Origin of the sequence: Agrobacterium fabrum str. C58 (assembly GCF_000092025.1) — a bacterium.
In the GTDB taxonomy this organism is placed as follows: Bacteria; Pseudomonadota; Alphaproteobacteria; order Rhizobiales; family Rhizobiaceae; genus Agrobacterium; species Agrobacterium fabrum.
This window is the reverse complement of the sequence record NC_003063.2, coordinates 1,059,471-1,079,357: the sequence shown is the minus strand read 5'-3', so window position 1 is coordinate 1,079,357 and position 19,887 is coordinate 1,059,471. Positions and strand designations below refer to the sequence as shown.

Sequence of the window (19,887 nt, the reverse complement as noted above, 5' to 3'; positions counted from 1 at the left end):
CCTTTTCCCAGATACGGCGGACGGGATTGTTCGCGAAACGCTAAAAAAGGAAACGGGCGTCACCGCAAGGGACGCCCGTCAATGCGACCAACTTTGAGAACGATCAGCGTCCGTGCTGTTTGCGCCATGCGGCAAAGGCGACCTGATGCTCTTCCTTGGTGCAGGGGTAAAGGCCGATGATCGTCTGGCCGGCCTTGACCTGTTCCACCACGAAATCTTCGTAAGCCGTCATTTCCACCGCTTCCGTCGCCACTTCATCGGCAATGCCGGCGGGGATGACGATGACGCAATCCGCATCGCCGACGATGATGTCCCCGGGGAAAACCGGCGCGTCGCCGCAGCCGATCGGGCCGTTGATCTCGATCGCCTCGTGTTTGGTGAGGTTGGTGGGGCTGGAAGGCCGGGTGTGGTAGGCCGGAATATCCAGCTCGGCAATGGTGGCCGCATCCCGGAAACCGCCATCGGAAACGATGCCCGCACCACCGCGAACCATCAGGCGCGTGACCAGAATATCGCCTGCCGAGGCGGCGGAGGGGTCCTTGCGGCTGTCCATGACAAGCACATGGCCGGGCGGGCAGGTTTCGATGGCGACGCGTTGCGGATGGGCGGGATTGCGGAATTCCACCAGCTGGTTGCGATCCTCGCGGGCCGGCATGTAACGCAGGGTAAAGGCCGGGCCAACCATATTCTTGCCCTTGTAACCCAGCGGGCGCACGCCCTGGATGACCTGGTTGCGCAGGCCGCGCTTGTAAAGCGCCGTCGCCAGCGTGGCGACGGAAATCGTCAACAGTTTTTCGCGCGTTTCATTGTTCATGTCTGTCTCCTCGCAATGGCCGAATAATGTGTTTCAAGTCCTGTGAATGGGCTCATCGATGAAGATGCCGCCCTGATATTTCGCGATCGCGGCCTCCGGGTCGGGGCGCGACACATCGCGTTCGATTTCCGCACGGTAATCTGCGGCATTGTCGCGCCGCTGCCAGCCGAGAAAATCAACATGGGAATTGTCCCACCAACTGTCGTCATTGGCCGAAACACCCCAGATGACCGGGCATCCGAGTTTCGGTGCACGGAATGTGGCCTCGATCAGCGAGACGAAGTCGCCGTGGCTGAGCCAGGTGGACAACATCCGCCAGTTGGAAGGTTTCTCTTCGCAGGAGCCGATGCGGACAATCGCCGTCTCCTGGCCGAATTTGGAATGGTAGAGGCTCGCCATCGCCTCGCCGAAAATCTTCGAGACGCCATAAAGACCGTCAGGCAGAAAGGGCGTATCAGGGGCAAGCTGCTGACCCTGCGGATAATAACCGATCGTGTGGTTGCTGGAAGCGAAAAGAATGCGCGGCATGCCGTTCAGCCGTGCCGCCTCATAGAGATTGTAGACCCCACGCAGATTGGCCGCCTCTATAGGATCGAAGGCTCTCTCGACGGACACACCGCCGAGATGGACGATGCCGTCGCAACCCTTGACGAGATCGTGCACCGCCTGCTCGTCTTCGAGCGCACAGGAAACGAGCTCCTCGTGAGGTGAGGCCGAACCGAGGTCAACGACGTCCGAAAGACGGATGGTCTGGGCGACATGGCCAAGCCGTCCGCGCAGCATGCTGCCCAGCTTGCCGCCGGCACCGGTGATGAGCAATCGCTTCAACATGTCGCGTCCTTAGAAAATATCGGGCTCGCCGGCGGTGCGGCCGAAATCCGTCTGCAGGAAGTCGAAGTCGCAGCCTTGATCGGCCTGGGTGACGTGCTTGGAGAAAAGATAACCGTAGCCGCGTTCATACCGTGGTGCCGGCGCCTGCCACGCCGCCCGGCGACGAGCGATTTCCTCTTCGCTGACCAGCATGTCGAGGCGACGCTGCGGCAGGTCGAGGCGCACGATATCGCCGGTTCTCAGGAGCGCCAGCGGGCCGCCGACGAAGCTTTCCGGCGCAACGTGCAGCACGCAGGCACCGTAGGACGTGCCGGACATGCGGGCATCGGAAATACGAAGCATATCGCGATGACCCTTTTTGATCAGCGCCTTTGGGATAGGCAACATGCCCCATTCCGGAAAGCCCGGACCGCCGAGCGGACCGGCATTACGCAGCACCAGCACATGGTCGGGCGTTACATCGAGATTCTCATCGTCAATGGCGGCTTTCATCTCGGGGTAGCTGTCAAACACCAGCGCCGGGCCCTGATGCACATGCAGTTTTGGATCGCAGGCCGCTGGCTTGATGACGGCGCCGTCAGGGCAGAGATTGCCACGCAGCACCGCAAGCGATCCTTCCGCATAAACAGGATTATCGAGCGAGCGGATGACGTCGTCATTATAGACCTTCGCACCTTCGAGATTTTCGCCCATGCTGCGGCCGGTCACGGTCAGTACGGAACAGTCGAGACGACTTTCCAGCTGCTTCATCAGCGCCCTCAGACCGCCGGCGTAAAAGAAGTCCTGCATCAGATAGTCCTTGCCGGAGGGGCGGACATTGGCGATGAGCGGCGTAACGCGACCAAGTTCGTCCAGTTCATCCAGCGTCATCGGTACACCGGCGCGGCGCGCCATGGCGATGAGGTGGACGACGGCATTGGTGGAACAACCCGTCGCCATCGCGACGATGGCCGCGTTGCGGAAAGCTGCCGCCGTGAGGATATGGTCCGGTGTCAGATCTTCCGAAACCATCTCGACAATGCGGCGGCCACAAGCTGCGGACATGCGCTGATGTTCGGAATCCACCGCCGGAATTGAAGAGGCGCCGGGCAGCGTGATGCCAAGTGCGTCGGCAATGGCCGTCATGGTCGAGGCCGTGCCCATGGTCATGCACACGCCGGCGGAGCGGGCGATACCGCCCTGCACGCCACGCCATTCTTCGTCCGTGACGTTACCGGCACGGCGCTCATCCCAATATTTCCAGGCGTCCGAACCGGAACCCAGCACCTTGCCGGCATAATTTCCGCTCAACATCGGGCCGGCCGGCAAATAGATCATCGGAACACCGGCGGAGATCGCCCCCATGACGAGGCCGGGTGTCGTCTTGTCGCAACCACCCATCAGCACCACGCCGTCGAGCGGATGAGAGCGGATCATCTCCTCCGTCTCCATGGCCAACATATTACGGTAAAGCATCGATGTCGGCTTGGTGAAGCTCTCGTCCACCGAGAGCGACGGCATTTCGACGGGGAAGCCGCCGGCCTGCAGCACGCCGCGTTTCACATCCTTCACCCGTTCCGGGAAATGCGAATGACAGGTATTCAGCTCTGACCAGGTGTTGAGGATACCGATGACGGGTTTGCCGACAAAATCCTCCTCCGCATAACCAAGCTGCATCATGCGCGAGCGGTGGCCGAAGCTGCGCAGGTCGTCAGGTGCGAACCAGCGGTCGGAGCGGAGTTTTTTATCGGTCATGTCAATGGTCCTGCGTTGCGGGTTGCGCCTGAGGCTGTCAGTCCTGCCGGAGCGTCAGCCCGCTCGTCGTATCGAAAAGATGGATGTGTTCCAGCGGCGCCGACAGGCGGATGACTTCGTCTGCCGATGTCGAGGTCTGGCCGGAAAGATGCAACGTCACCCGGGTGCCATCACCCAGAGTGCCGTAAAGATAGGATTCACCGCCCAGCTGTTCGGCGGTGCGCACCGACATGGTCAGTGCACCTTCGCCACCCGCCTGCACGTGGTTCGGACGGATGCCGAGTGTCACTTTCTGGCCGGACTTGTAGGCAAAACCGGTCTGCGGCAGGGGGATCAGTTCGCCGGTGGCGATCTTCAGGGACGGCGTTGCATCCGACGTTACTTCGCCGGCAAAGAAGTTCATCTTCGGCGAACCGATGAAGCCTGCCACGAAAATATTGGCCGGGCGGTTATACAGATCAAGCGGCACGCCGAACTGTTCAAGCTTGCCGGCGCGCAAAACGGCGATCTTGTCGGCCATGGTCATGGCCTCCACCTGATCATGCGTCACATAGATCATGGTATTGCCGAGCCGCCGGTGCAGGTTGGAAATCTCGCCGCGCATATCGACGCGCAGCTCCGCATCGAGGTTGGAAAGCGGCTCGTCGAAGAGGAATACACGCGGCTCGCGCACCACGGCGCGGCCGATGGCGACGCGCTGGCGCTGACCACCCGACAGGTCCTTCGGGCGACGCTCCAGCAGCTGGTCGATCTGCAGCATCTTGGCGACCTGGGTGACCTTCTCGGCGATGTCCTTTTTGGGGGTGCCGATATTCTCAAGTCCGAAGGAGAGGTTTTCGCGCACGGTCATATGCGGGTAGAGGGCATAGGACTGGAACACCATGGCAAGGCCACGATCCGCAGCCGGCACAGTGTTGACCACGTCGCCGCCGATGACGATATCGCCGCCGCTCAGTTCCTCGAGACCAGAGATCATCCGCAGCAGGGTCGACTTGCCGCAACCGGAAGGGCCGACGAAGACGCAGAATTCGCCGTGCTTGATATCGAGATCGACACCCTTGATCACATCGAGGGCACCATATGTCTTTTTGACCTGACGAAGCTGAATACTTGCCATTGTCGTATTTCCTCCCTGAGGATTATTTGCCGCCAGTCGATGCAATGCCGGTGGCGATGTATTTTTGCAGGAACATGAAGACCAGCGCGATCGGGGCGAGTGTCAGCACCGTCATGGCCAGAAGGTTGCTCCATTCCGTCGTCATCTCCCCCTGGAAGGAATTGAGCGCCAGCTGCAGGGTGAAGTTGTCGTTGCGGGTCAGCACGATCAGTGGCCAGAGGAAATCGTTCCAGCGCCACATGATCGCGAGGATCGCCAGAACAGCAAGCGCCGGGGCCGAGAGCGGCAGGATGATCCGCCAGTAAATCTTCCACTCGCTGGCCTTGTCCATGCGTGCCGCATCGAGGATTTCATCCGGGATCGTCAGCATATATTGCCGGAGCAGGAAGACGCCGGTCGGTGTCGCAGCGCCCGGAATGATGACGCCCCAGAGACTGTTGATCAGACCGAGCTGGCTGGTGATGAGAAACAGCGGCACGAGCACCACGGTCTGCGGGATCATCAATGTGCCGACGACCAGCGCCAGCACCACACCCCTGCCCTTGAACTCGTATTTCGAGAGCGCGAAGGCCGCCATGGAATTGACGATCAGCATGATGAGGGTGGAGGTCACCGTGATGAAGGTCGAGTTCCAGAAATAAAGCGGGAAATTGAAACGCTGGAAAAGCTCGGTGTAGTTTTCCGTCGCAAGCGCCACTTTTTCGGCCGGCTTCAGCTCGTTGAACTGCATTTTCAGCACTTCCGCGGGCTTGGCGGGATCGACCACCTGGGCCACGAGGCCGATGCGTCTGATCATGCCGAACGTGCGACCGTCCTTGTCGACATAGGCCGGCAGCGGCGCCGCCTGCCCATCCACAACAACGGTTTCCTGGCTATAGGGCAAAAGGCGCGGCGGGAAGCGCTGGAGATCGGCTTCCGTCTTGAACGAAGAGAGCAAGAGCCAGACGACGGGACCGAACATCATCAGCACGGCCACGCCAAGATAGGCGTAGGACAGCCAGTCGGTCCAGTGCAGCTTGCCGTTGCGGCCGCGGGTACGGGTCAGAAATGCGCCAATCCTAGCCATCGACCTTGCTCCTGTTTGCCCGGAATTGCAGGGCGGTCAGCACCACGAGCACCACGGCGAGCAGCAGCGAAGCGGCAGCCGCAAGGCCGAAATTGCGGGGCGTCCCGGCAAAGCCGGTCTGATAGATGAACTGAATGATAAAGGTGGTCGCCGAACCCGGGCCGCCACCCGTGAAGGCAAAGACTTCATCGAAGGTCTGCACGCCCTTGATGAGCGACAGGACGAGAACGACAAGCATGGTGGGTGCGAGCAGCGGCAGGGTGATGCGCCGGAAGATGCGCCATGGGCTTGCCTTGTCGAGCTGCGCCGCCTCATAGACATCACGCGGGATCGCCTGCAGGCCGGCGAGAAGAATGAGCGTATAGAAGCCCATATGCGCCCATACCGACAGGAAGACGGACCAGCCGAAGGCAAGATTGGCTTCAAGCAGCCAGTCCACCGAGCCGAGGCCGAGCCCCTCCATCGCCGCATTGAGAACGCCGAAACGCTGGAGAATCCATTTCCAGATCAGCGCGACCACGACGGGCGACAGCAGAACCGGGAAGAAGAACACCGCACGGAAAAAGCCGCGCGCCCGGATATCGCGGTTAAGCACGACGGCCGTGATCAGCGAAAAGCCGACCATGAAACCCACCTGCAGCACGACGAAAAACAGCGTGTTCCAGACGGAGCGCCAGAACAGGTCGCGCTGACAGGAATTGGGATCAAGGTAATTCTGACAGGAAAGAAGGACCGAAAAGTTTTCGCCGCCCACGGAAGGGCGCTCCGAAAGCAAGATGTGTTCGCTGCCGGTTACGGAATAGGCCATGTTCAGCGCGATCGGCAGAAAGGCGAAGACCGCGAACAGGATCAGGTTGGGTGTCAGAAACACCCAGGCGATCCGCCGGTGGCCGAGAACCTTCTGCAGGAAGGCAAAGGGCAATTCGACGATGCCCATGACGGGCGCAAGAAATTTATACATGAGGGTCCTCCTTCGATCCGGCGCGGCGCGGCATGCGCCACGCCGGAAGGCGATGGATCACTTCGCCTGTTTCAACGCTTCCTCAAGGTCCGTCTTCGCGCGGGCCATGGCTTCATCAACGGTGCTTTCACCGACGATGGCCTGCGTGATGCGCTGGACGGAGATGTTGAACATGGCGCGGTTGTTCTTGTAGCCCTGATAGGCATAGGCAATCGGGCTGAGGCTGGGGATCTGGTCGAGCCAGACATTCATGGCCTTCTGCGTCGCAGGCGTTGCGCCGGTATAGGTCACGCCCTTGTCGGCCACGGACTTGTTGGCCGGAACGTTGCGGGTGCGAACCGTAAAGTCGAGATAGTTCTCGTCCTGCGCCATGAAGTTCAGGATATCGGCAACGATCTTCGGGTTCTTGGTCTGCTTGAAGCCAACGATGCCGGTACCACCAGGCATGCCGGTGCAGGCAGCGCCACCGCAGGGCTGCGGCACGACTTCCCAGTCGAACGCATCGCCCACCTGGCTGTCGAAGCGCGCGGTCTGCCAGCTGCCGGAATAATAATAGACCAGCTGGCCGTTGATGAATTCCTGCGCGGCGTCGCGATAGGTATTGCCGCCCTGCCCGGCCCAGACGTCACGCGCCATGGTGCCGTCCTTGTTCCACTCCACGAATTTCTTCACGAAAGTGGTGAAGCCTTCATCGACCAGGATCGGCTTGCCGTCGGCATCGAAAATCTTCGCGCCATAAGAGATGGCCGGGCCGGCAATGCGGTGACCGGAGCGGTCGATTGCCATCGGATAAGGCGTGCCGGTCGCCTTGGCCACGGCATTGGCAGCTTTTGCCCAATCGTCCAGCGTCGCATCCTTGCCGGGGACGGCCACATTGGCCTGATCGAACAGGGTGCGGTTGATAAAGGCACCGGTGATGGTGAGCTGGGTATGCATGCCGTAGATGCCCTTGTCGTCAGGGCCGCTGCGGTACCATTTCAGCACGTTCGAGAAATTGTCTTCCCAATATTTCGCGTCCACATAGGGCGTGAGATCGAGATAATAGCGGTTGAGACCACCAAGGTCGGTCACCGTCGCGAAATCCGGGCCGCTGCCGCCGGCGAGCTGAACGGGCAGGCCTTCCAGCAGCGCCTTGTAGGGCACGACGTCGGTGACGATCTTGACGTCCGGATGCTGCTTTTCGTAACGCGCGAGAATGTCCTTGAGGATTTCGCAGCCGTTTCCGTCATAAGCGCAGGTAAAGCGCACTTCCTGGGCCGCCTGAGCGACGCCTGCAAAGGACGCCGCGCCCAGGGCGAGCGCCAATGCCATGCTGTATTTTCTGGTCATCTGGTTTCCTCCCGTTAGATGATTATGCGTTGGCGGATGCGCGCGGAGCCCAGCCCTTGATCCACTCGCCTTCGGCAGCGTCGGACAGGCGAACCGGCTTTCCTTCCCGGACCGAGCGATAGATGGCGGTGACGAGTTCGATCGATTGCAAACCGTCATTAACAGTCACTTCCTTGCCGCCACATCCTTCCATCGCGTCGGCAATGGCTTCGACAAAACCGGCGAAGCCGTTTTCGCCATCAGCCACTGTTGCCAGAACGGCGTCGATCTGATCCTGCGTCGTCGGTGCACGGGCGATGAAACGCCATGTGTCTTCAGCCGGGCGATAGGGCAAGGTGCCGCTTTCGGCGGTGAAACCTTCAAAGCAGAAACGCAGGCGCGACGTGTCTTCGGCCGCGCCGAGTGTAACAGAACTCGTCGCCAGGGCACCGCTTTTCATGCGGAAGCTGAGGGCTGCGCAGTCTTCGGTTTCGATCGTATTGACGCGCGTGTCGGCCATGGCGAACACTTCATCGACCGGACCAAGAACGTGGCAGAGAAGATCATGGGCGTGGATGGCGTGGCCGAGGATCGCGCCGCCGCACTCACCCTTCCACGTACCGCGCCATGGAATGTCGTAATAGCTGGCGCCACGGTTCCAGTGGACTTCCGAGCTCGCGACGAAGGCCTTGCCGGCAAGGCCGGCGTCGATCAGCGCGCGCAGCTGCCGCATGGCCTGTCCGAAACGGTACTGGAAGACCGGAAACACACTGCGCCCGGTCTTCTTGACGGAGTCGATCAGCGCATTTGCCTCTTCCAGCGAGCGGACGAGCGGCTTTTCGCAAACCACGTCCTTGCCCGCCGCATGCGCCTTCAGCGTCACCGGGAAATGCAGGTGCGGCGGCAGGCAGACGTCAATGAGCTGAATGCTCTCATCTGCCAGAACCTCGTCGAGATCGGTGGTCAGGCGGATGGAGGTATCATCGCCGGCAACGGAGCGGGCGCGCTCCAGGTCGAGATCGCAGATCGCCTTGACGACGAAGCGCTTCGGCAGGGCCCGATAACCGGTCAGATGCTGGGCGCCGATGCCGGCGCCAATGATGGCTACACCGATCATTTCGATGCTCCCTCAGCCTTGGCCTGTGCCTGCAGCGACAGATCGCAAACCTTGAAGACGTGTTCCTGCGTCATCGCCGTTTCCGTGCGGTTACGGATGTCGTCGCACACGAGACCGAAATAGGGCAGGCCTGCACCGGAAGCATCGATATATTCGCAGCGATCGCCATTCACGAGAACGAGGCGGTCCGTGCCTTCGCTATTGCCGACATCGACGTATTTACGCAGTTCGATGTAACCCTCGGTGCCGAGGATGGTCAGGCGGCCGTCGCCCCAGGTCGGCAGCGCATCCGGCGTATACCAGTCGACGCGGATATAGCCGTGGCCCTTGTCGCCGCGCAGCACGACTTCGCCGAAATCCTGCAGGCCCGGATCGTGAGGGTTGGCATAGTTGGCAACGGTGGCGGACACGATCTCGACCTCGGTCGAACCCGTAAAGAACATGAACTGATCGATCTGGTGGCTGGCGATATCGGTAAGGATGCCGCCGTAAGCTTCGCGCTCGAAGAACCAAGTCGGACGGATCTGGCGGTTCAGACGATGCGGGCCGAGACCGACGGTCTGGATGACGCGGCCGATGGCGCCCTGCGCGACGAGTTCAGCCGCCTTGGTCACGCTTGGAACTTCAAACCGCTCGGAGAAATCGACGGTCCAGATGCGCTTGGTCTTCGCCACGGTCTGGCGAAGACGATCCAGCTGTTCGAAGGTGGTGCAACCGGGCTTGTCGGACATGACGTCCTTGCCGGCTTCCATGGCGGCAATCGCGAGATCGGCACGCTTGGACGGAATATCAGCGATGACAACGAGATCGATGCTGCCATCTGCCAGCAGCGCCTCTTTCGATGCTGCGCGCGGCACATCCGGGAAGCGCTTGACGAAGCCTTCCACGACATCGGGCTCGCCTTCTGTCCACCAGCCGGCAAATTCCGCGCCGGCATCCAGCAGGTTCTGGGCCATGCCGAAAATATGCCGATGCTCAATACCCAGAGCGACGAACTTGATTGCTTTAGTCATCCTGCAGTTCCACTTCCTTGCCGGTGTCGGCCGAGTTGATGATCGCGTCGATCAATCTGTGAGACAAAAGAGCCGCTTCGCCGGTGACGACCGGCGGGCGTCCTGAAGAGATGGCGTCTGCGAAATCATCGAAGACGCCCTTATGCCATTCATGCGTGAAAGCCATAGGGTCGGCGCCGCCGCCCGTGCCGGCGGCCGCGCCGCCAAAAGTCTCCTGCCGGCCATCGCGCCAGTCGAGATGCAACAGACCCGAAGCGAGCCGCAGGCTGGCATTGTCGAAGTGGAGCAGGATCGATTCAGCCGCACCGGGAAAACTTGCCGTGCTCGCCACCAGAGAACCGACGGCGCCATTCTTGAAGCGCAGGCCGGCAGAAACATAATCTTCGGTTTCCATGCGATGGAAACGCGTCGTTGCCGCCATGGCCTGAACGCGGGCGACAGGACCCGTCAGACTCAATGCGAGATCGATGGTATGGATGGCCTGGGAGATCAGAACACCGCCGCCGTCGCGTGCCAAAGTGCCGCGGCCGGGTTCGTCGTAATAGGACTGGGCGCGCCACCACGGCACGGAAATTTCGCAAAGACCCAGTGCTCCGAGCGTTCCGCCGTCGACCAGTTCACGGGCTTTTTGCGATGCCGCCCGCATGCGATGCTGGAAGATGATGCCGAGCGTAACGCCCGCGTCGCGACAGAGGGCGACGATACCATCGGCTTCTTCAGTGTTACGGGCGACGGGCTTTTCCATCAGAATGTGTTTGCCGGCTTTCGCGAGCTGTCCGACGATATCGATGCGGGCATTTGGCGGCGTCGCGATGATAGCGAAATCGACATCCGCATCGCGCGCTGCATCTTCAATCGAAGAATAAACCGCAACTTCATATCCGGCGTGTTTCGACGCTTCGGCAGCCAATGCCTTGGCGCGCCCGGAACCGCCATCGACGATACCCTTCAGACGAATTTTTTCTGAACTTGCCGCACAGGCGAGCACATGCGTCTTCGCCACCATTCCGGCACCAACGATGACGCAGGTCTTGATATTTTGCATTTCGGGAGCCTCCTTCCCAATGCGCGATCAATTGCATACCGGTATGCCGGTTGTCAACAGACTTGTGTTCCGGTATACCGGTTATGAAAACGCTGGAGGGTATATGCCGAAAATTCCCGTGACAGGTGGCACCGTGCCGACGATGGAGCGACTGGACCTCAACCGGCCAGTGGTTGACCAGATCTATGCCGCGCTGAAATCCGCCATCCTTTCTCGGGAGTTTTTTCCCGGCCAGGCGGTCTCGGAAAACGAGATTGGGCAATCCTTCAGTTCCAGCCGGACGCCGGTGCGCGAGGCGCTCAGCCGGCTGAGAGATGATGGCCTGATCGTCACCCTGCCAAGCCGCGGCACCTATGTTTCAAAATTATCGGAAAAGCACATCCGCAGTGCGCAGTTCATCCGCGAGGCGCTGGAGGTGGCTGCCGTTGGCAGGCTGTGCCAGATCGGCATTACGCCGGAAGCCGAACAGGAGATCGAACACGCCCTGAGCGGCCAGCGCGCGGCCATGCACCGGGGAGACCGGAAGGCCTTCCGGGTGCATGACGACCAGTTCCACAGTGCGCTTGCGGCTGCGACGGGGCTGGAAAGACTGGAGACCCTGCTGATCCGCGAGAAATCCGGACTGGACCGCCTGCGTGCACTCGCCATCACCGACGAAGCGCATATGGCACGGCTGCTTTCCGAACATGAGGCGGTGTACGGCGCGGTCAAGGCCGGGAACGAAACCCTCGCGGCCGAAGAACTACGCAAACACCTGAGACGCGTCCTCGGCATTCTCTCGCAGGTTTTCGAGAACCATCAGGACTACTTCGAATAAGGCTGCGGCATCATTTCAACGGTTCGAGCATCATGAATACGGCAAATCCCGAACAAGCCCTTGCCATGTCGCAGGCAAAACTTCTGTGCGACACGATGAGCACGCTGGCGGAATCCCCTGTTTGGGACGAAAGGCGTCAGGTGCTTTTCTGGTGCGATATCCTCGGCAAAACGGTGCGGTCCGCAGCGCTCGAGCCCGGCCAATATCGCGAATGGCCGTTTCCTCACACGGTGTCGAGCCTCGGGCTTCGTGAAAACGGCGATCTCGTCGTCGCCTGCGGCATGGATATCGTCATCCTCGATCCTGATAGCGGCAGGACACGTCTCCTCCACTCCATTCCGGCGCCGGAGGGCATTCCCTGCCGGCTTAATGACGGCCGTGTTGGCCCCGACGGCGCCTTCTGGGTAGGAACCATGCACAATGTTCCGCTCTCAGAGATGAAGCCTTACGGCGAACTCTGGCGGATCACCGCAACGAGCGCCAAGCGCATGCAGACGGGGCTGACATGCCCGAACGGTCTGGCTTTCTCCCCTGACGGTTCCATCATGTGGCAGAGCGATTCCGTGCAGAAATGGATACGCAGACGCAATTTCTACAGGGTAAACGGCCTGTTCGACGAGGGTGTGCTGGTAGCTCAGATGACGGAAGAAACCGGACGGCCCGATGGCGGCTGCCTCGACAGCAGCGGCACCTACTACAGTGCGGGTGTTTCCGCCGGCATGTTGAATGTCTTCGCCGAAGATGGCGGCAAACAAACCGCCGCGATAAAGATGCCTGTGCCGCACCCGACAATGCCCTGCTTCGGCGGACCCGATTTCAGCACTCTTTTCGTCACCTCGCACCGCCACAACATGTCGGCAGAGCGGCTCGAACAGGCACCTTTCTCGGGCGGCGTGTGGATGATCCCGACACAGACTAAAGGATTTGCACCCTTCAGATTTGAAGGGTGACGCTGGCCGTCCAACCCGTGCCTGGTGGAGGTTTCGCGTATTTCGCCACGACGAGCGCGCGGTTCTCATCCGTCGGATAATTGTGGAACGTCCATTTGAAACCGCCGACGCCCGCCTATAGGTGATCTTCGGGTTGGAGGAAGCGGTGTTCTCCTTTTTGCATGTCTGCGAACGCGGCTTCCCACCGGCGAATATTGCAAGACACAGGCGGGTCCCACGGCAGCTGACGGAATTCGCTCCCCGGCATGGTGCTGCCCGGTCCTGAACGTCATGCTCTCACCAGCAAGATCAGCCTCCTCGCCATTACCAGCCCTTGCGCAGACCGGCGGTACGCGCGCCTCAAAGAAAATATAACATTTTCAGCGTGTTACGAATCCGTAGCGCGTAAATCTCCATGCACGAAATTATTTCCTTATAACCAATGTATAACTAGATTATACAATTTTATTGACTCATCTCTTGAGCCATGCGAACTTTTCATCGTTGGCATAATGGATTGGGCCCGCGCAGTTTTCGGGCAGGAGGTTTCGATGAAGAGCGGCAAGGACGGCTTATACGACGATATCAAGCATCAGATTCTGACGATGGAACTCGATCCCGATCAGGACCTGGACGAAGTCAGCCTCGGCTTGCGCTATGGTCTCTCCCGCACGCCGGTCCGGGAAATTTTCCGCCGGCTCGAAGGCGAAGGTTATATCGACATTCGGGCAAATCGCGGTGCGCGCGTTATTCCGATGAACCACCAGACGCTTCGGCACTTCTTTCTGGTCGCTCCGATGATCTACGCCGCGATCGGCCGCCTCGCCGTGCAGAACTTCCGGCCGAAACAGCTTGGCGAGCTGAAGGACACACAGGAGCGATTCCGCGCGGCAAGCATGTTGGGCGACGCTCCGTCCATGGTCGTGGAAAATAATCGTTTCCATGCCCTGATCGGAGACATGTCCGGAAATGTTTATCTGCAGGCGAGCCTTGGTCGTCTTCTGATCGATCACGCCCGCATCGGCCACACATTCTACCGACCACGCAATGACGACATGCGCCAGCGTCTGAACCTCGCCGTCGAACATCATGACGGCTTCATCGCCGCAATCCAGTCGCACAACGAGGACGCCGTCGTCGATCTGGTCTTCGAACATTGGGAATTGTCGCGCGAGAACATGGAGATGTTCATCGCACCCCAGGGAATGAAGGCGGATGCTCTCGTCGAGGTGCCCGTCTCAGCGATGGAGAAATCGTCTTGAAATTCGAAGGTATATATACCCCGGCGATTACACCGCTCGGTCATGACGGAGAGATCGACCGCGACGCCTTCGCAGCTGTCCTCGAGTCGCTCATGGAAGCACGGGTGCACGGCATCATCATCGGTGGGTCGACGGGCGAATATTACGCGCAGACGGCCCAGGAGCGCTTCGATCTGGCAGCCTACGCCAGACAAGTGATCGGTACGCGGCTGCCGCTCGTCGTCGGAACCGGCGCCACCCGTACCGAAGATTCCATTGAATATGCCAAGGCGGCCAAGGAAATCGGCGCTGACGCCATTCTCGTTTCCTCTCCGCCCTACGCGCTGCCGACCGAGCGTGAAAACGCCGTCCACGCGCTTGCGGTTGATCGCGCGGCGAACCTTCCGATCATGCTGTACAACTACCCTGCTCGCATGGGTGTGGTGATGGGGGAGGAATATTTCTCCCGCGTCGGCAAATCGAAGAATGTCGTCGCCATCAAGGAAAGCTCTGGCGACATGGGCAATCTGCATCTCCTCGCCCGCAAGTTCCCGCAGATTGCGCTGTCCTGCGGCTGGGACGACCAGGCGTTGGAATTCTTCGCCTGGGGCGCGAAAAGCTGGGTCTGCGCGGGCTCGAATTTCCTGCCGCGCGAGCATGTGGCACTCTACGAAGCCTGCGTCGTCGAAAAGAACTTCGACAAGGGACGCGCGATCATGACCGCAATGCTGCCGCTGATGGATTTTCTCGAATGCGGAAAATTCGTCCAATCCATCAAGCATGGATGCGAAATCATCGGGCTTCGGGCCGGATCTGTCCGGGCTCCGCTTCGCCCCCTCAATTCCGATGAAAAACGAACTCTCCAGACTGTCGTTACCACGTTGAAGCGAACAGTCGCCCAGATTGCGTCGGGAGCCAATCATGCATGAACCTTTGACCGCCGCCGAATACAAGGCGATTGCCTCAGACCTTCAGTTCCCGGCCAATGCCTTCATTGACGGGGCTTTCCGGCCCGCCGGTTCCGGCAAGACCTTCAAGACGATCAATCCCGCCACCGGCGAAACGCTCGCCGATATTTCGGCCTGCGACGTGAGTGACGTGGACTATGCGGTCGGCAAAGCCAGGGCGGCATTCGACGACGGCCGCTGGCGCCTGCTGCCACCTGGCGAACGCAAGGCCATTTTGCTCACATTCGCAAAACTACTGGAGCAGCATCGCCACGAACTAGCCGTCATGGAAAGCCTGGACAGCGGCAAGCCGGTTTCCGAATGCCAGACCGTCGACATTCCTGACACGATCCACACCATCCGCTGGCATGCGGAGCTCATCGACAAGCTGTATGACAATACCGCACCGGTGGGATCGAACGCCCTTGCACTCGTGGTGCGCGAGCCGGTTGGCGTCGTCGGCTGCGTGCTGCCGTGGAACTTCCCTTTGCTGATGCTGGCCTGGAAGATCGGCCCGGCGCTCGCCTCCGGATGTTCGGTGATCGTCAAACCGGCCGAGGAGACAACGCTGACGACCCTGCGCGTCGCCGAACTGGCGCATGAAGCCGGGATTCCGGCTGGCGTCTTCAACGTCGTTCCGGGCGGCGGCAAGGAGGTCGGCGAGCCGATCGGCATGCATATGGATGTCGATATGGTAGCGTTTACCGGATCGACGCCAACGGGACGGCGGTTCCTGCGATATGCGGCCGACTCCAACCTCAAGCGCATCGTCCTTGAATGCGGCGGCAAAAATCCGGCGGTGGTGCTGGATGATGCGGAAGACCTCGACCTCGTCGCCGAGCAGGTGGTCAACGGCGCATTCTGGAACATGGGCGAAAACTGCTCGGCCTCGTCCAGGCTCATCGTCCATGCAAAAATCAAGGACGAGCTGCTGCAGCGGATCGGCGCCTATATGCGGGAATGGAGGATGGGCGATCCTCTCGATCCGCAAAACCGCGTCGGCGCGCTCGTCAGCAAAGCCCATTTCGATAAGGTCCACTCCTTCCTCGAGGACGTGAAGGCAGAAAATCTTACCATCGTTCACGGTGGCAAGACCGAGAAGGGAATCTTCATCGAACCCACGGTCGTCGATGCCGTGCCCCCTGCAAGCCGTCTTTTCCGGGAAGAGATTTTCGGCCCGATCCTGTCGGTGACGACCTTCAACACGCTGGCAGAGGCGGTAGCTCTTGCCAACGACACGAATTACGGCCTTGCCGCATCCGTCTACACCGGAAGCCTTCGCAAGGCGATCAAGCTCTCGCGCGAAATCCGGGCGGGTGTCGTCACGGTCAATTGCTTCGGCGAAGGCGACGCAACGACGCCGTTTGGCGGCTACAAGGAATCCGGTTTCGGCGGACGCGACAAATCGATCTTCGCGCACGATAATTATTGCGAACTCAAAACGATCTGGATCGACGTCTCCGATCGTTCGGTGGACGAGACGGTCAGATGACGACCCTGTCCGTCAGGCGTTTGCCGGTCGAAAATGGCATCTCGGGCTGGGAGGCGATCAGCAAGCGTTCGAAACCGGTTCGACGCCTCGAGGGCGATGTGACAGCGGACTGGTTGATTATCGGCGCGGGCTTTGCGGGTCTTTCCGCCGCCCGCCGCCTCACCCAGCTCCATCCCGGCGAGACGATTGTCGTTCTTGATGCGAGCGAAGTCGGCAAAGGCACATCGGGGCGCAACTCCGGTTTCATGATCGACGTTCCCCACAACCTCGCCTCCAGTGAATATTCGAGCGGCGCAATCGACGCCACACGACTGGAAATGGAACAGAACCGCTCAGCGATAGCCTTTGCCGCGGCAGCGGCCGAAGACTATGGAATGTCGCGCCAGACGTTCGATCCGGCCGGAAAGATCAATGCCGCGGCAACCCGGCGCGGCATGACACTGAACCAGAACTTCGCCGCATCTCTCAAGAACGCCGGCGAGAAACACACCCTCCTCGATGCCGCACAGATGCGCGCCCTGACCGGTTCTGACTATTATCTCGGCGGGCTCTATACGCCCGGCGCAGTTCTCATTCAGCCGGCGGATTACATCCGCGAATTCGCCGCGGGTCTGTCGCCCAAAGTGGATATATTCGAGAATTCACCCGTCACGGCACTCAGGCGCGAAAACCGTGCCTGGAAAGCCACGACGCCCTCGGGCAGCGTCACCGCCCCGAAAGTCATTCTGGGGGTCAACGGCCATGTTGACGACTTCGGTCATTTTCGCGGGCGGCTGATACACATCTTCGCTTATGCATCCATGACGGCGCCATTTGCCGCGAGGGATTACGGCAGCAGGGTTTCCGGACAAGACAAATGGGCGCTGCTTCCTGCCGATGCGATGGGGGCAACCGTCCGGAAGATCACGTCCGACGGCCAGTCGCGTATCGCGATCCGGACAAGATATACGTATGAGACGACGCTCGACCTGACGAAGCACCAACTTTCGAAGATGGTACGGGCGCATCGCCGGTCGCTCGACGACCGCTTTCCCGGTCTTGGGGGCATACCTTTCGAATATAGCTGGTCAGGACGTATTTGCCTGAGCCTCAACCATGTCCCCGCCTTCGGCGAGATCGAGGAAGGGCTTTTTTCCGCCTGCTGCGAGAATGGACTCGGCACGGTAAAAAGCACCCTCGCCGGCATGATGGCGGCAGAGCTGGCGACCGGGACCACCTCCCGGCATCTCGAACAATACATGGATCACCCCGCGCCGTCCCGCCTCCCGCCGGAACCATTCGCATGGCTCGGAATAAATTCGGTGATCCGTTTGCAGGAATTGCGTGCAGGCCGCGAGGGATGAACCCTCCTACGCAATGTGAGGGCTGAGCCAAGCACGAAGCCTTCGAGAAGAATGGGAACAAGAACTAGGAGACTGACAATGAAGACTATATGGAAGGTGCTTTGTGCGGCCGCGATGGTCGGCATGACGGTATTCTCCGCCAAAGCGGAGGAAAAGACGATTACGGTGGGTACGATGTCCTGGGAGGATCTCACGCCCATCACCGGGATCACCAAGAAAGTACTTGAGGATTCCGGTTACACAGTGAAAGTCGTGTCGTTCTCGGAATGGGGTATAGCCTATGCGGCACTCTCCAAGGGCGACATCCAGCTTCTCGCCTCGCAGACCGATTACGTCGCTCAGGACTACTGGGACAAGAACAAGCGACGTCTGGAAAAGATCTCGCCGGTGTCGCATGGCCTCTACCAGGCGATCGCAGTTCCGAAATACGTGACGATCGACTCGATGGATCAGTTGAACGACAACGCCGACAAGTTCGGGGGCAAGATCATCGGGATCGAGCCAGGTTCGGGCCTGATGCGCGATGCCGGCAAGGCCGCCAAGGATTACGGTCTGAAGCTTCAGCTCGTCGAAGGCAGCACGGCCGCGATGACGGCCGCTCTGAAATCGGCAATCGACCGCAAGGAATGGGTCGCCGTGACGGTCTGGGAACCATCCTGGATGATGCAGCGATACGACGTCAAGTTCCTCAAGGATCCGAAGGGCGTTTTCCCGCCGCCACAGAGTTACTACTGGATCGGCCAGAAAGGTTTCTCTGCAGAATACCCGCATGCACGTGAGGTCATTGCCAGCGTTTACGTGCCGCTTGCCGATATCACCGCGATCAATGGTGCGGTCAATGACGGCAAGACAATGGACCAAGCGGTCAAGGAATGGACCGACAGCCATGCCGATCTGCTGAAGCGCTGGGAGAATATCAAAGGCGAATAACCCTAAGCGTGCGGGTCGCCAGGGGTGATCCGCACGTCGCGTCCAGAATTTGAAGGCCAGCCTTGAGCAGGTCCGTGGGGAACACAATGAATATGATATTGAGTGATTCCAACGAAGTGTTGGTCGACTGCCAGAACGTCTGGAAGATTTTTGGCGCGCGCGCTTCGACCGCCGTGAAGGCGGTGGCCAGAGGTGGATTGTCAAAGAAGCAGGTGCTGGAGGATTTCGACTGCGTCGTCGGCGTATGCGACGCCAGCCTTCAGGTTCATCGTGGCGAAATCTTCTGCATCATGGGGCTTTCCGGCAGCGGCAAATCGACCTTGATCCGTCTTCTCAATCGCCTCATCGAGCCGAGCCTCGGAAAAATCACGGTGAAGGGCAAGGATATCGCCAGGCTGAATGCTGCCGAATTGCGCGAATTGCGCGCCCGCAACATCGCCATGGTGTTTCAGAGCGTAGCGCTGCTGCCTTACCGCACTGTGCTCGAAAACGCCGGTTTCAGTCTCGAGGTTCGAGGCGTAGCGAAAGACGAGCGCAACCGTATAGCACGCGCCGCGCTTGAAAAGGTGGGCCTTGCCGACTGGACGTCGCGGTATCCCCACGAATTGTCAGGAGGCATGCAGCAGCGCGTCGGACTTGCCCGCGCCCTGGCTGCCGACCCGGAAATCATTCTCATGGACGAGCCGTTCAGCGCGCTCGACCCTCTTATCCGTCGGCAGCTCCAGGACGAATTTCGGCAATTGACGAAGTCGCTCGGCAAGTCCGCCGTCTTCATCACCCATGACCTCGAGGAAGCAATCCGCATCGGCGACCGCATCGCCATCATGAAGGACGGCGTTATCGTGCAGGTGGGAACCGCCGAGGAGATCGTTACGAAACCCGCAGATGATTACGTCTCCGATTTCGTAGCGGGCATCTCCAGAATTCATCTGGTGAAGGCGCATACGGTCATGCAGCCGGTTGCCGAATTCGCCGCCTCGCAGCCCCAGTGCGATATCGGCACGCTGCTCAGGGCGTCGCCACGGGACGATATCGGCGCGCTGATCGATCTGACGATGCAGTCTGACCACGACGCCGTCGCGGTGGTCGAAAAAGACCTCGTCATCGGCATCGTCACCACCCGCGACCTTCTTCGCGGCGTGGCGGGAACAGCGGAAGAAGAATCCGTGGCGGCATAGCTGG

Annotated in this window: 18 protein-coding genes and 1 pseudogene; 8 read left to right on the top strand and 11 right to left on the bottom strand. The window is 60.0% G+C overall.

Annotated features, from left to right (window positions below; all coding sequences use genetic code 11):
* Positions 1–103: 103 nt before the first annotated feature.
* From ATU_RS18530 to ATU_RS18485, 10 genes are read right to left on the bottom strand one after another with little or no spacing between them, the layout of a single operon-like run.
* Positions 104–814 (bottom strand): ribonuclease activity regulator RraA, encoded by a 711-nt coding sequence (locus ATU_RS18530; protein ID WP_010973471.1) that lies wholly within the window; start codon positions 812–814, stop codon positions 104–106.
* A 33-nt stretch (positions 815–847) separates the two neighbouring features.
* Complete coding sequence (locus tag ATU_RS18525; RefSeq protein WP_010973470.1) at positions 848–1,645, bottom strand: NAD-dependent epimerase/dehydratase family protein; 798 nt, start codon at positions 1,643–1,645, stop codon at positions 848–850.
* Positions 1,646–1,654: 9 nt separating this feature from the next.
* Positions 1,655–3,379, bottom strand: a complete 1,725-nt coding sequence (gene araD / locus ATU_RS18520) for an L-arabinonate dehydratase (RefSeq protein WP_010973469.1) — start codon at positions 3,377–3,379, stop codon at positions 1,655–1,657.
* A 37-nt stretch (positions 3,380–3,416) separates the two neighbouring features.
* Positions 3,417–4,496: an ABC transporter ATP-binding protein gene (locus ATU_RS18515; RefSeq protein WP_010973468.1), complete on the bottom strand. Its 1,080-nt coding sequence runs from the start codon at positions 4,494–4,496 to the stop codon at positions 3,417–3,419.
* 22 nt (positions 4,497–4,518) lie between these two features.
* Entirely contained in the window at positions 4,519–5,562 is a 1,044-nt protein-coding gene (locus ATU_RS18510) for a carbohydrate ABC transporter permease (protein ID WP_035258869.1), read from the bottom strand.
* The gene (locus ATU_RS18505; RefSeq protein ID WP_006313660.1) at positions 5,555–6,523 is read right to left on the bottom strand and encodes a carbohydrate ABC transporter permease; all 969 of its coding nucleotides are present in this window, start codon (positions 6,521–6,523) and stop codon (positions 5,555–5,557) included. The genes ATU_RS18510 and ATU_RS18505 overlap by 8 nt, the downstream gene beginning before the upstream one ends.
* Positions 6,524–6,580: 57 nt before the next feature.
* Positions 6,581–7,852, bottom strand: coding sequence for an ABC transporter substrate-binding protein (locus ATU_RS18500; protein ID WP_010973466.1), 1,272 nt, complete (start codon positions 7,850–7,852; stop codon positions 6,581–6,583).
* Between the two features lie 22 nt (positions 7,853–7,874).
* Complete coding sequence (locus ATU_RS18495; protein ID WP_010973465.1) at positions 7,875–8,948, bottom strand: Gfo/Idh/MocA family protein; 1,074 nt, start codon at positions 8,946–8,948, stop codon at positions 7,875–7,877.
* The gene (locus ATU_RS18490) at positions 8,945–9,961 is read right to left on the bottom strand and encodes a Gfo/Idh/MocA family protein (protein ID WP_010973464.1); all 1,017 of its coding nucleotides are present in this window, start codon (positions 9,959–9,961) and stop codon (positions 8,945–8,947) included. The genes ATU_RS18495 and ATU_RS18490 overlap by 4 nt, the downstream gene beginning before the upstream one ends.
* Positions 9,954–11,006, bottom strand: coding sequence for a Gfo/Idh/MocA family protein (locus ATU_RS18485; RefSeq protein WP_035258866.1), 1,053 nt, complete (start codon positions 11,004–11,006; stop codon positions 9,954–9,956). The genes ATU_RS18490 and ATU_RS18485 overlap by 8 nt, the downstream gene beginning before the upstream one ends.
* A gap of 103 nt (positions 11,007–11,109) precedes the next feature.
* Here ATU_RS18485 and ATU_RS18480 point away from each other — a divergent pair, with 103 nt between their 5' ends.
* Both ATU_RS18480 and ATU_RS18475 read left to right on the top strand, forming a co-directional pair.
* Positions 11,110–11,823: a GntR family transcriptional regulator gene (locus ATU_RS18480; protein WP_035215740.1), complete on the top strand. Its 714-nt coding sequence runs from the start codon at positions 11,110–11,112 to the stop codon at positions 11,821–11,823.
* 32 nt (positions 11,824–11,855) lie between these two features.
* The gene (locus ATU_RS18475) at positions 11,856–12,773 is read left to right on the top strand and encodes an SMP-30/gluconolactonase/LRE family protein (protein WP_035258863.1); all 918 of its coding nucleotides are present in this window, start codon (positions 11,856–11,858) and stop codon (positions 12,771–12,773) included.
* 19 nt (positions 12,774–12,792) lie between these two features.
* On the opposite strand, the pseudogene ATU_RS26695 reads toward ATU_RS18475, so the two are convergent.
* Positions 12,793–12,923: pseudogene (locus tag ATU_RS26695) on the bottom strand (ABC transporter substrate-binding protein); the annotation flags it as partial.
* 380 nt (positions 12,924–13,303) lie between these two features.
* Here ATU_RS26695 and ATU_RS18465 point away from each other — a divergent pair.
* The 6 genes from ATU_RS18465 (at position 13,304) to ATU_RS18440 (ending at position 19,883) form a co-directional block, all read left to right on the top strand.
* Entirely contained in the window at positions 13,304–14,014 is a 711-nt protein-coding gene (locus ATU_RS18465) for a GntR family transcriptional regulator (protein WP_006313652.1), read from the top strand.
* Positions 14,011–14,922 (top strand): dihydrodipicolinate synthase family protein, encoded by a 912-nt coding sequence (locus ATU_RS18460; RefSeq protein WP_010973459.1) that lies wholly within the window; start codon positions 14,011–14,013, stop codon positions 14,920–14,922. The genes ATU_RS18465 and ATU_RS18460 overlap by 4 nt, the downstream gene beginning before the upstream one ends.
* Entirely contained in the window at positions 14,915–16,432 is a 1,518-nt protein-coding gene (locus tag ATU_RS18455; protein ID WP_010973458.1) for an aldehyde dehydrogenase, read from the top strand. The genes ATU_RS18460 and ATU_RS18455 overlap by 8 nt, the downstream gene beginning before the upstream one ends.
* On the top strand, positions 16,429–17,775 hold the full coding sequence (locus tag ATU_RS18450) for an NAD(P)/FAD-dependent oxidoreductase (RefSeq protein WP_010973457.1): 1,347 nt from the start codon (positions 16,429–16,431) through the stop codon (positions 17,773–17,775). The genes ATU_RS18455 and ATU_RS18450 overlap by 4 nt, the downstream gene beginning before the upstream one ends.
* A gap of 78 nt (positions 17,776–17,853) precedes the next feature.
* A complete protein-coding gene (locus tag ATU_RS18445) occupies positions 17,854–18,705 on the top strand; it encodes a glycine betaine ABC transporter substrate-binding protein (RefSeq protein WP_006313648.1) in 852 nt (283 codons plus the stop codon).
* 86 nt (positions 18,706–18,791) lie between these two features.
* Entirely contained in the window at positions 18,792–19,883 is a 1,092-nt protein-coding gene (locus ATU_RS18440) for a quaternary amine ABC transporter ATP-binding protein (protein WP_010973455.1), read from the top strand.
* Positions 19,884–19,887: the final 4 nt, after the last annotated feature.

Bases quoted from the DNA above. Each gene is read 5' to 3' on its own strand.
- ATU_RS18515 (WP_010973468.1), bottom strand. From the start codon at position 4,496: ATGGCAAGTATTCAGCTTCGTCAGGTCAAAAAGACATATGGTGCCCTC.
- ATU_RS18500 (WP_010973466.1), bottom strand. From the start codon at position 7,852: ATGACCAGAAAATACAGCATGGCATTGGCGCTCGCCCTGGGCGCGGCG.
- ATU_RS18485 (WP_035258866.1), bottom strand. From the start codon at position 11,006: ATGCAAAATATCAAGACCTGCGTCATCGTTGGTGCCGGAATGGTGGCG.
- ATU_RS18490 (WP_010973464.1), bottom strand. From the start codon at position 9,961: ATGACTAAAGCAATCAAGTTCGTCGCTCTGGGTATTGAGCATCGGCAT.
- ATU_RS18510 (WP_035258869.1), bottom strand. From the start codon at position 5,562: ATGGCTAGGATTGGCGCATTTCTGACCCGTACCCGCGGCCGCAACGGC.
- ATU_RS18480 (WP_035215740.1), top strand. From the start codon at position 11,110: ATGCCGAAAATTCCCGTGACAGGTGGCACCGTGCCGACGATGGAGCGA.
- ATU_RS18440 (WP_010973455.1), top strand. From the start codon at position 18,792: ATGAATATGATATTGAGTGATTCCAACGAAGTGTTGGTCGACTGCCAG.
- ATU_RS18495 (WP_010973465.1), bottom strand. From the start codon at position 8,948: ATGATCGGTGTAGCCATCATTGGCGCCGGCATCGGCGCCCAGCATCTG.
- ATU_RS18465 (WP_006313652.1), top strand. From the start codon at position 13,304: ATGAAGAGCGGCAAGGACGGCTTATACGACGATATCAAGCATCAGATT.
- ATU_RS18450 (WP_010973457.1), top strand. From the start codon at position 16,429: ATGACGACCCTGTCCGTCAGGCGTTTGCCGGTCGAAAATGGCATCTCG.
- ATU_RS18525 (WP_010973470.1), bottom strand. From the start codon at position 1,645: ATGTTGAAGCGATTGCTCATCACCGGTGCCGGCGGCAAGCTGGGCAGC.
- araD (WP_010973469.1), bottom strand. From the start codon at position 3,379: ATGACCGATAAAAAACTCCGCTCCGACCGCTGGTTCGCACCTGACGAC.
- ATU_RS18505 (WP_006313660.1), bottom strand. From the start codon at position 6,523: ATGTATAAATTTCTTGCGCCCGTCATGGGCATCGTCGAATTGCCCTTT.
- ATU_RS18455 (WP_010973458.1), top strand. From the start codon at position 14,915: ATGCATGAACCTTTGACCGCCGCCGAATACAAGGCGATTGCCTCAGAC.
- ATU_RS18445 (WP_006313648.1), top strand. From the start codon at position 17,854: ATGAAGACTATATGGAAGGTGCTTTGTGCGGCCGCGATGGTCGGCATG.
- ATU_RS18475 (WP_035258863.1), top strand. From the start codon at position 11,856: ATGAATACGGCAAATCCCGAACAAGCCCTTGCCATGTCGCAGGCAAAA.
- ATU_RS18530 (WP_010973471.1), bottom strand. From the start codon at position 814: ATGAACAATGAAACGCGCGAAAAACTGTTGACGATTTCCGTCGCCACG.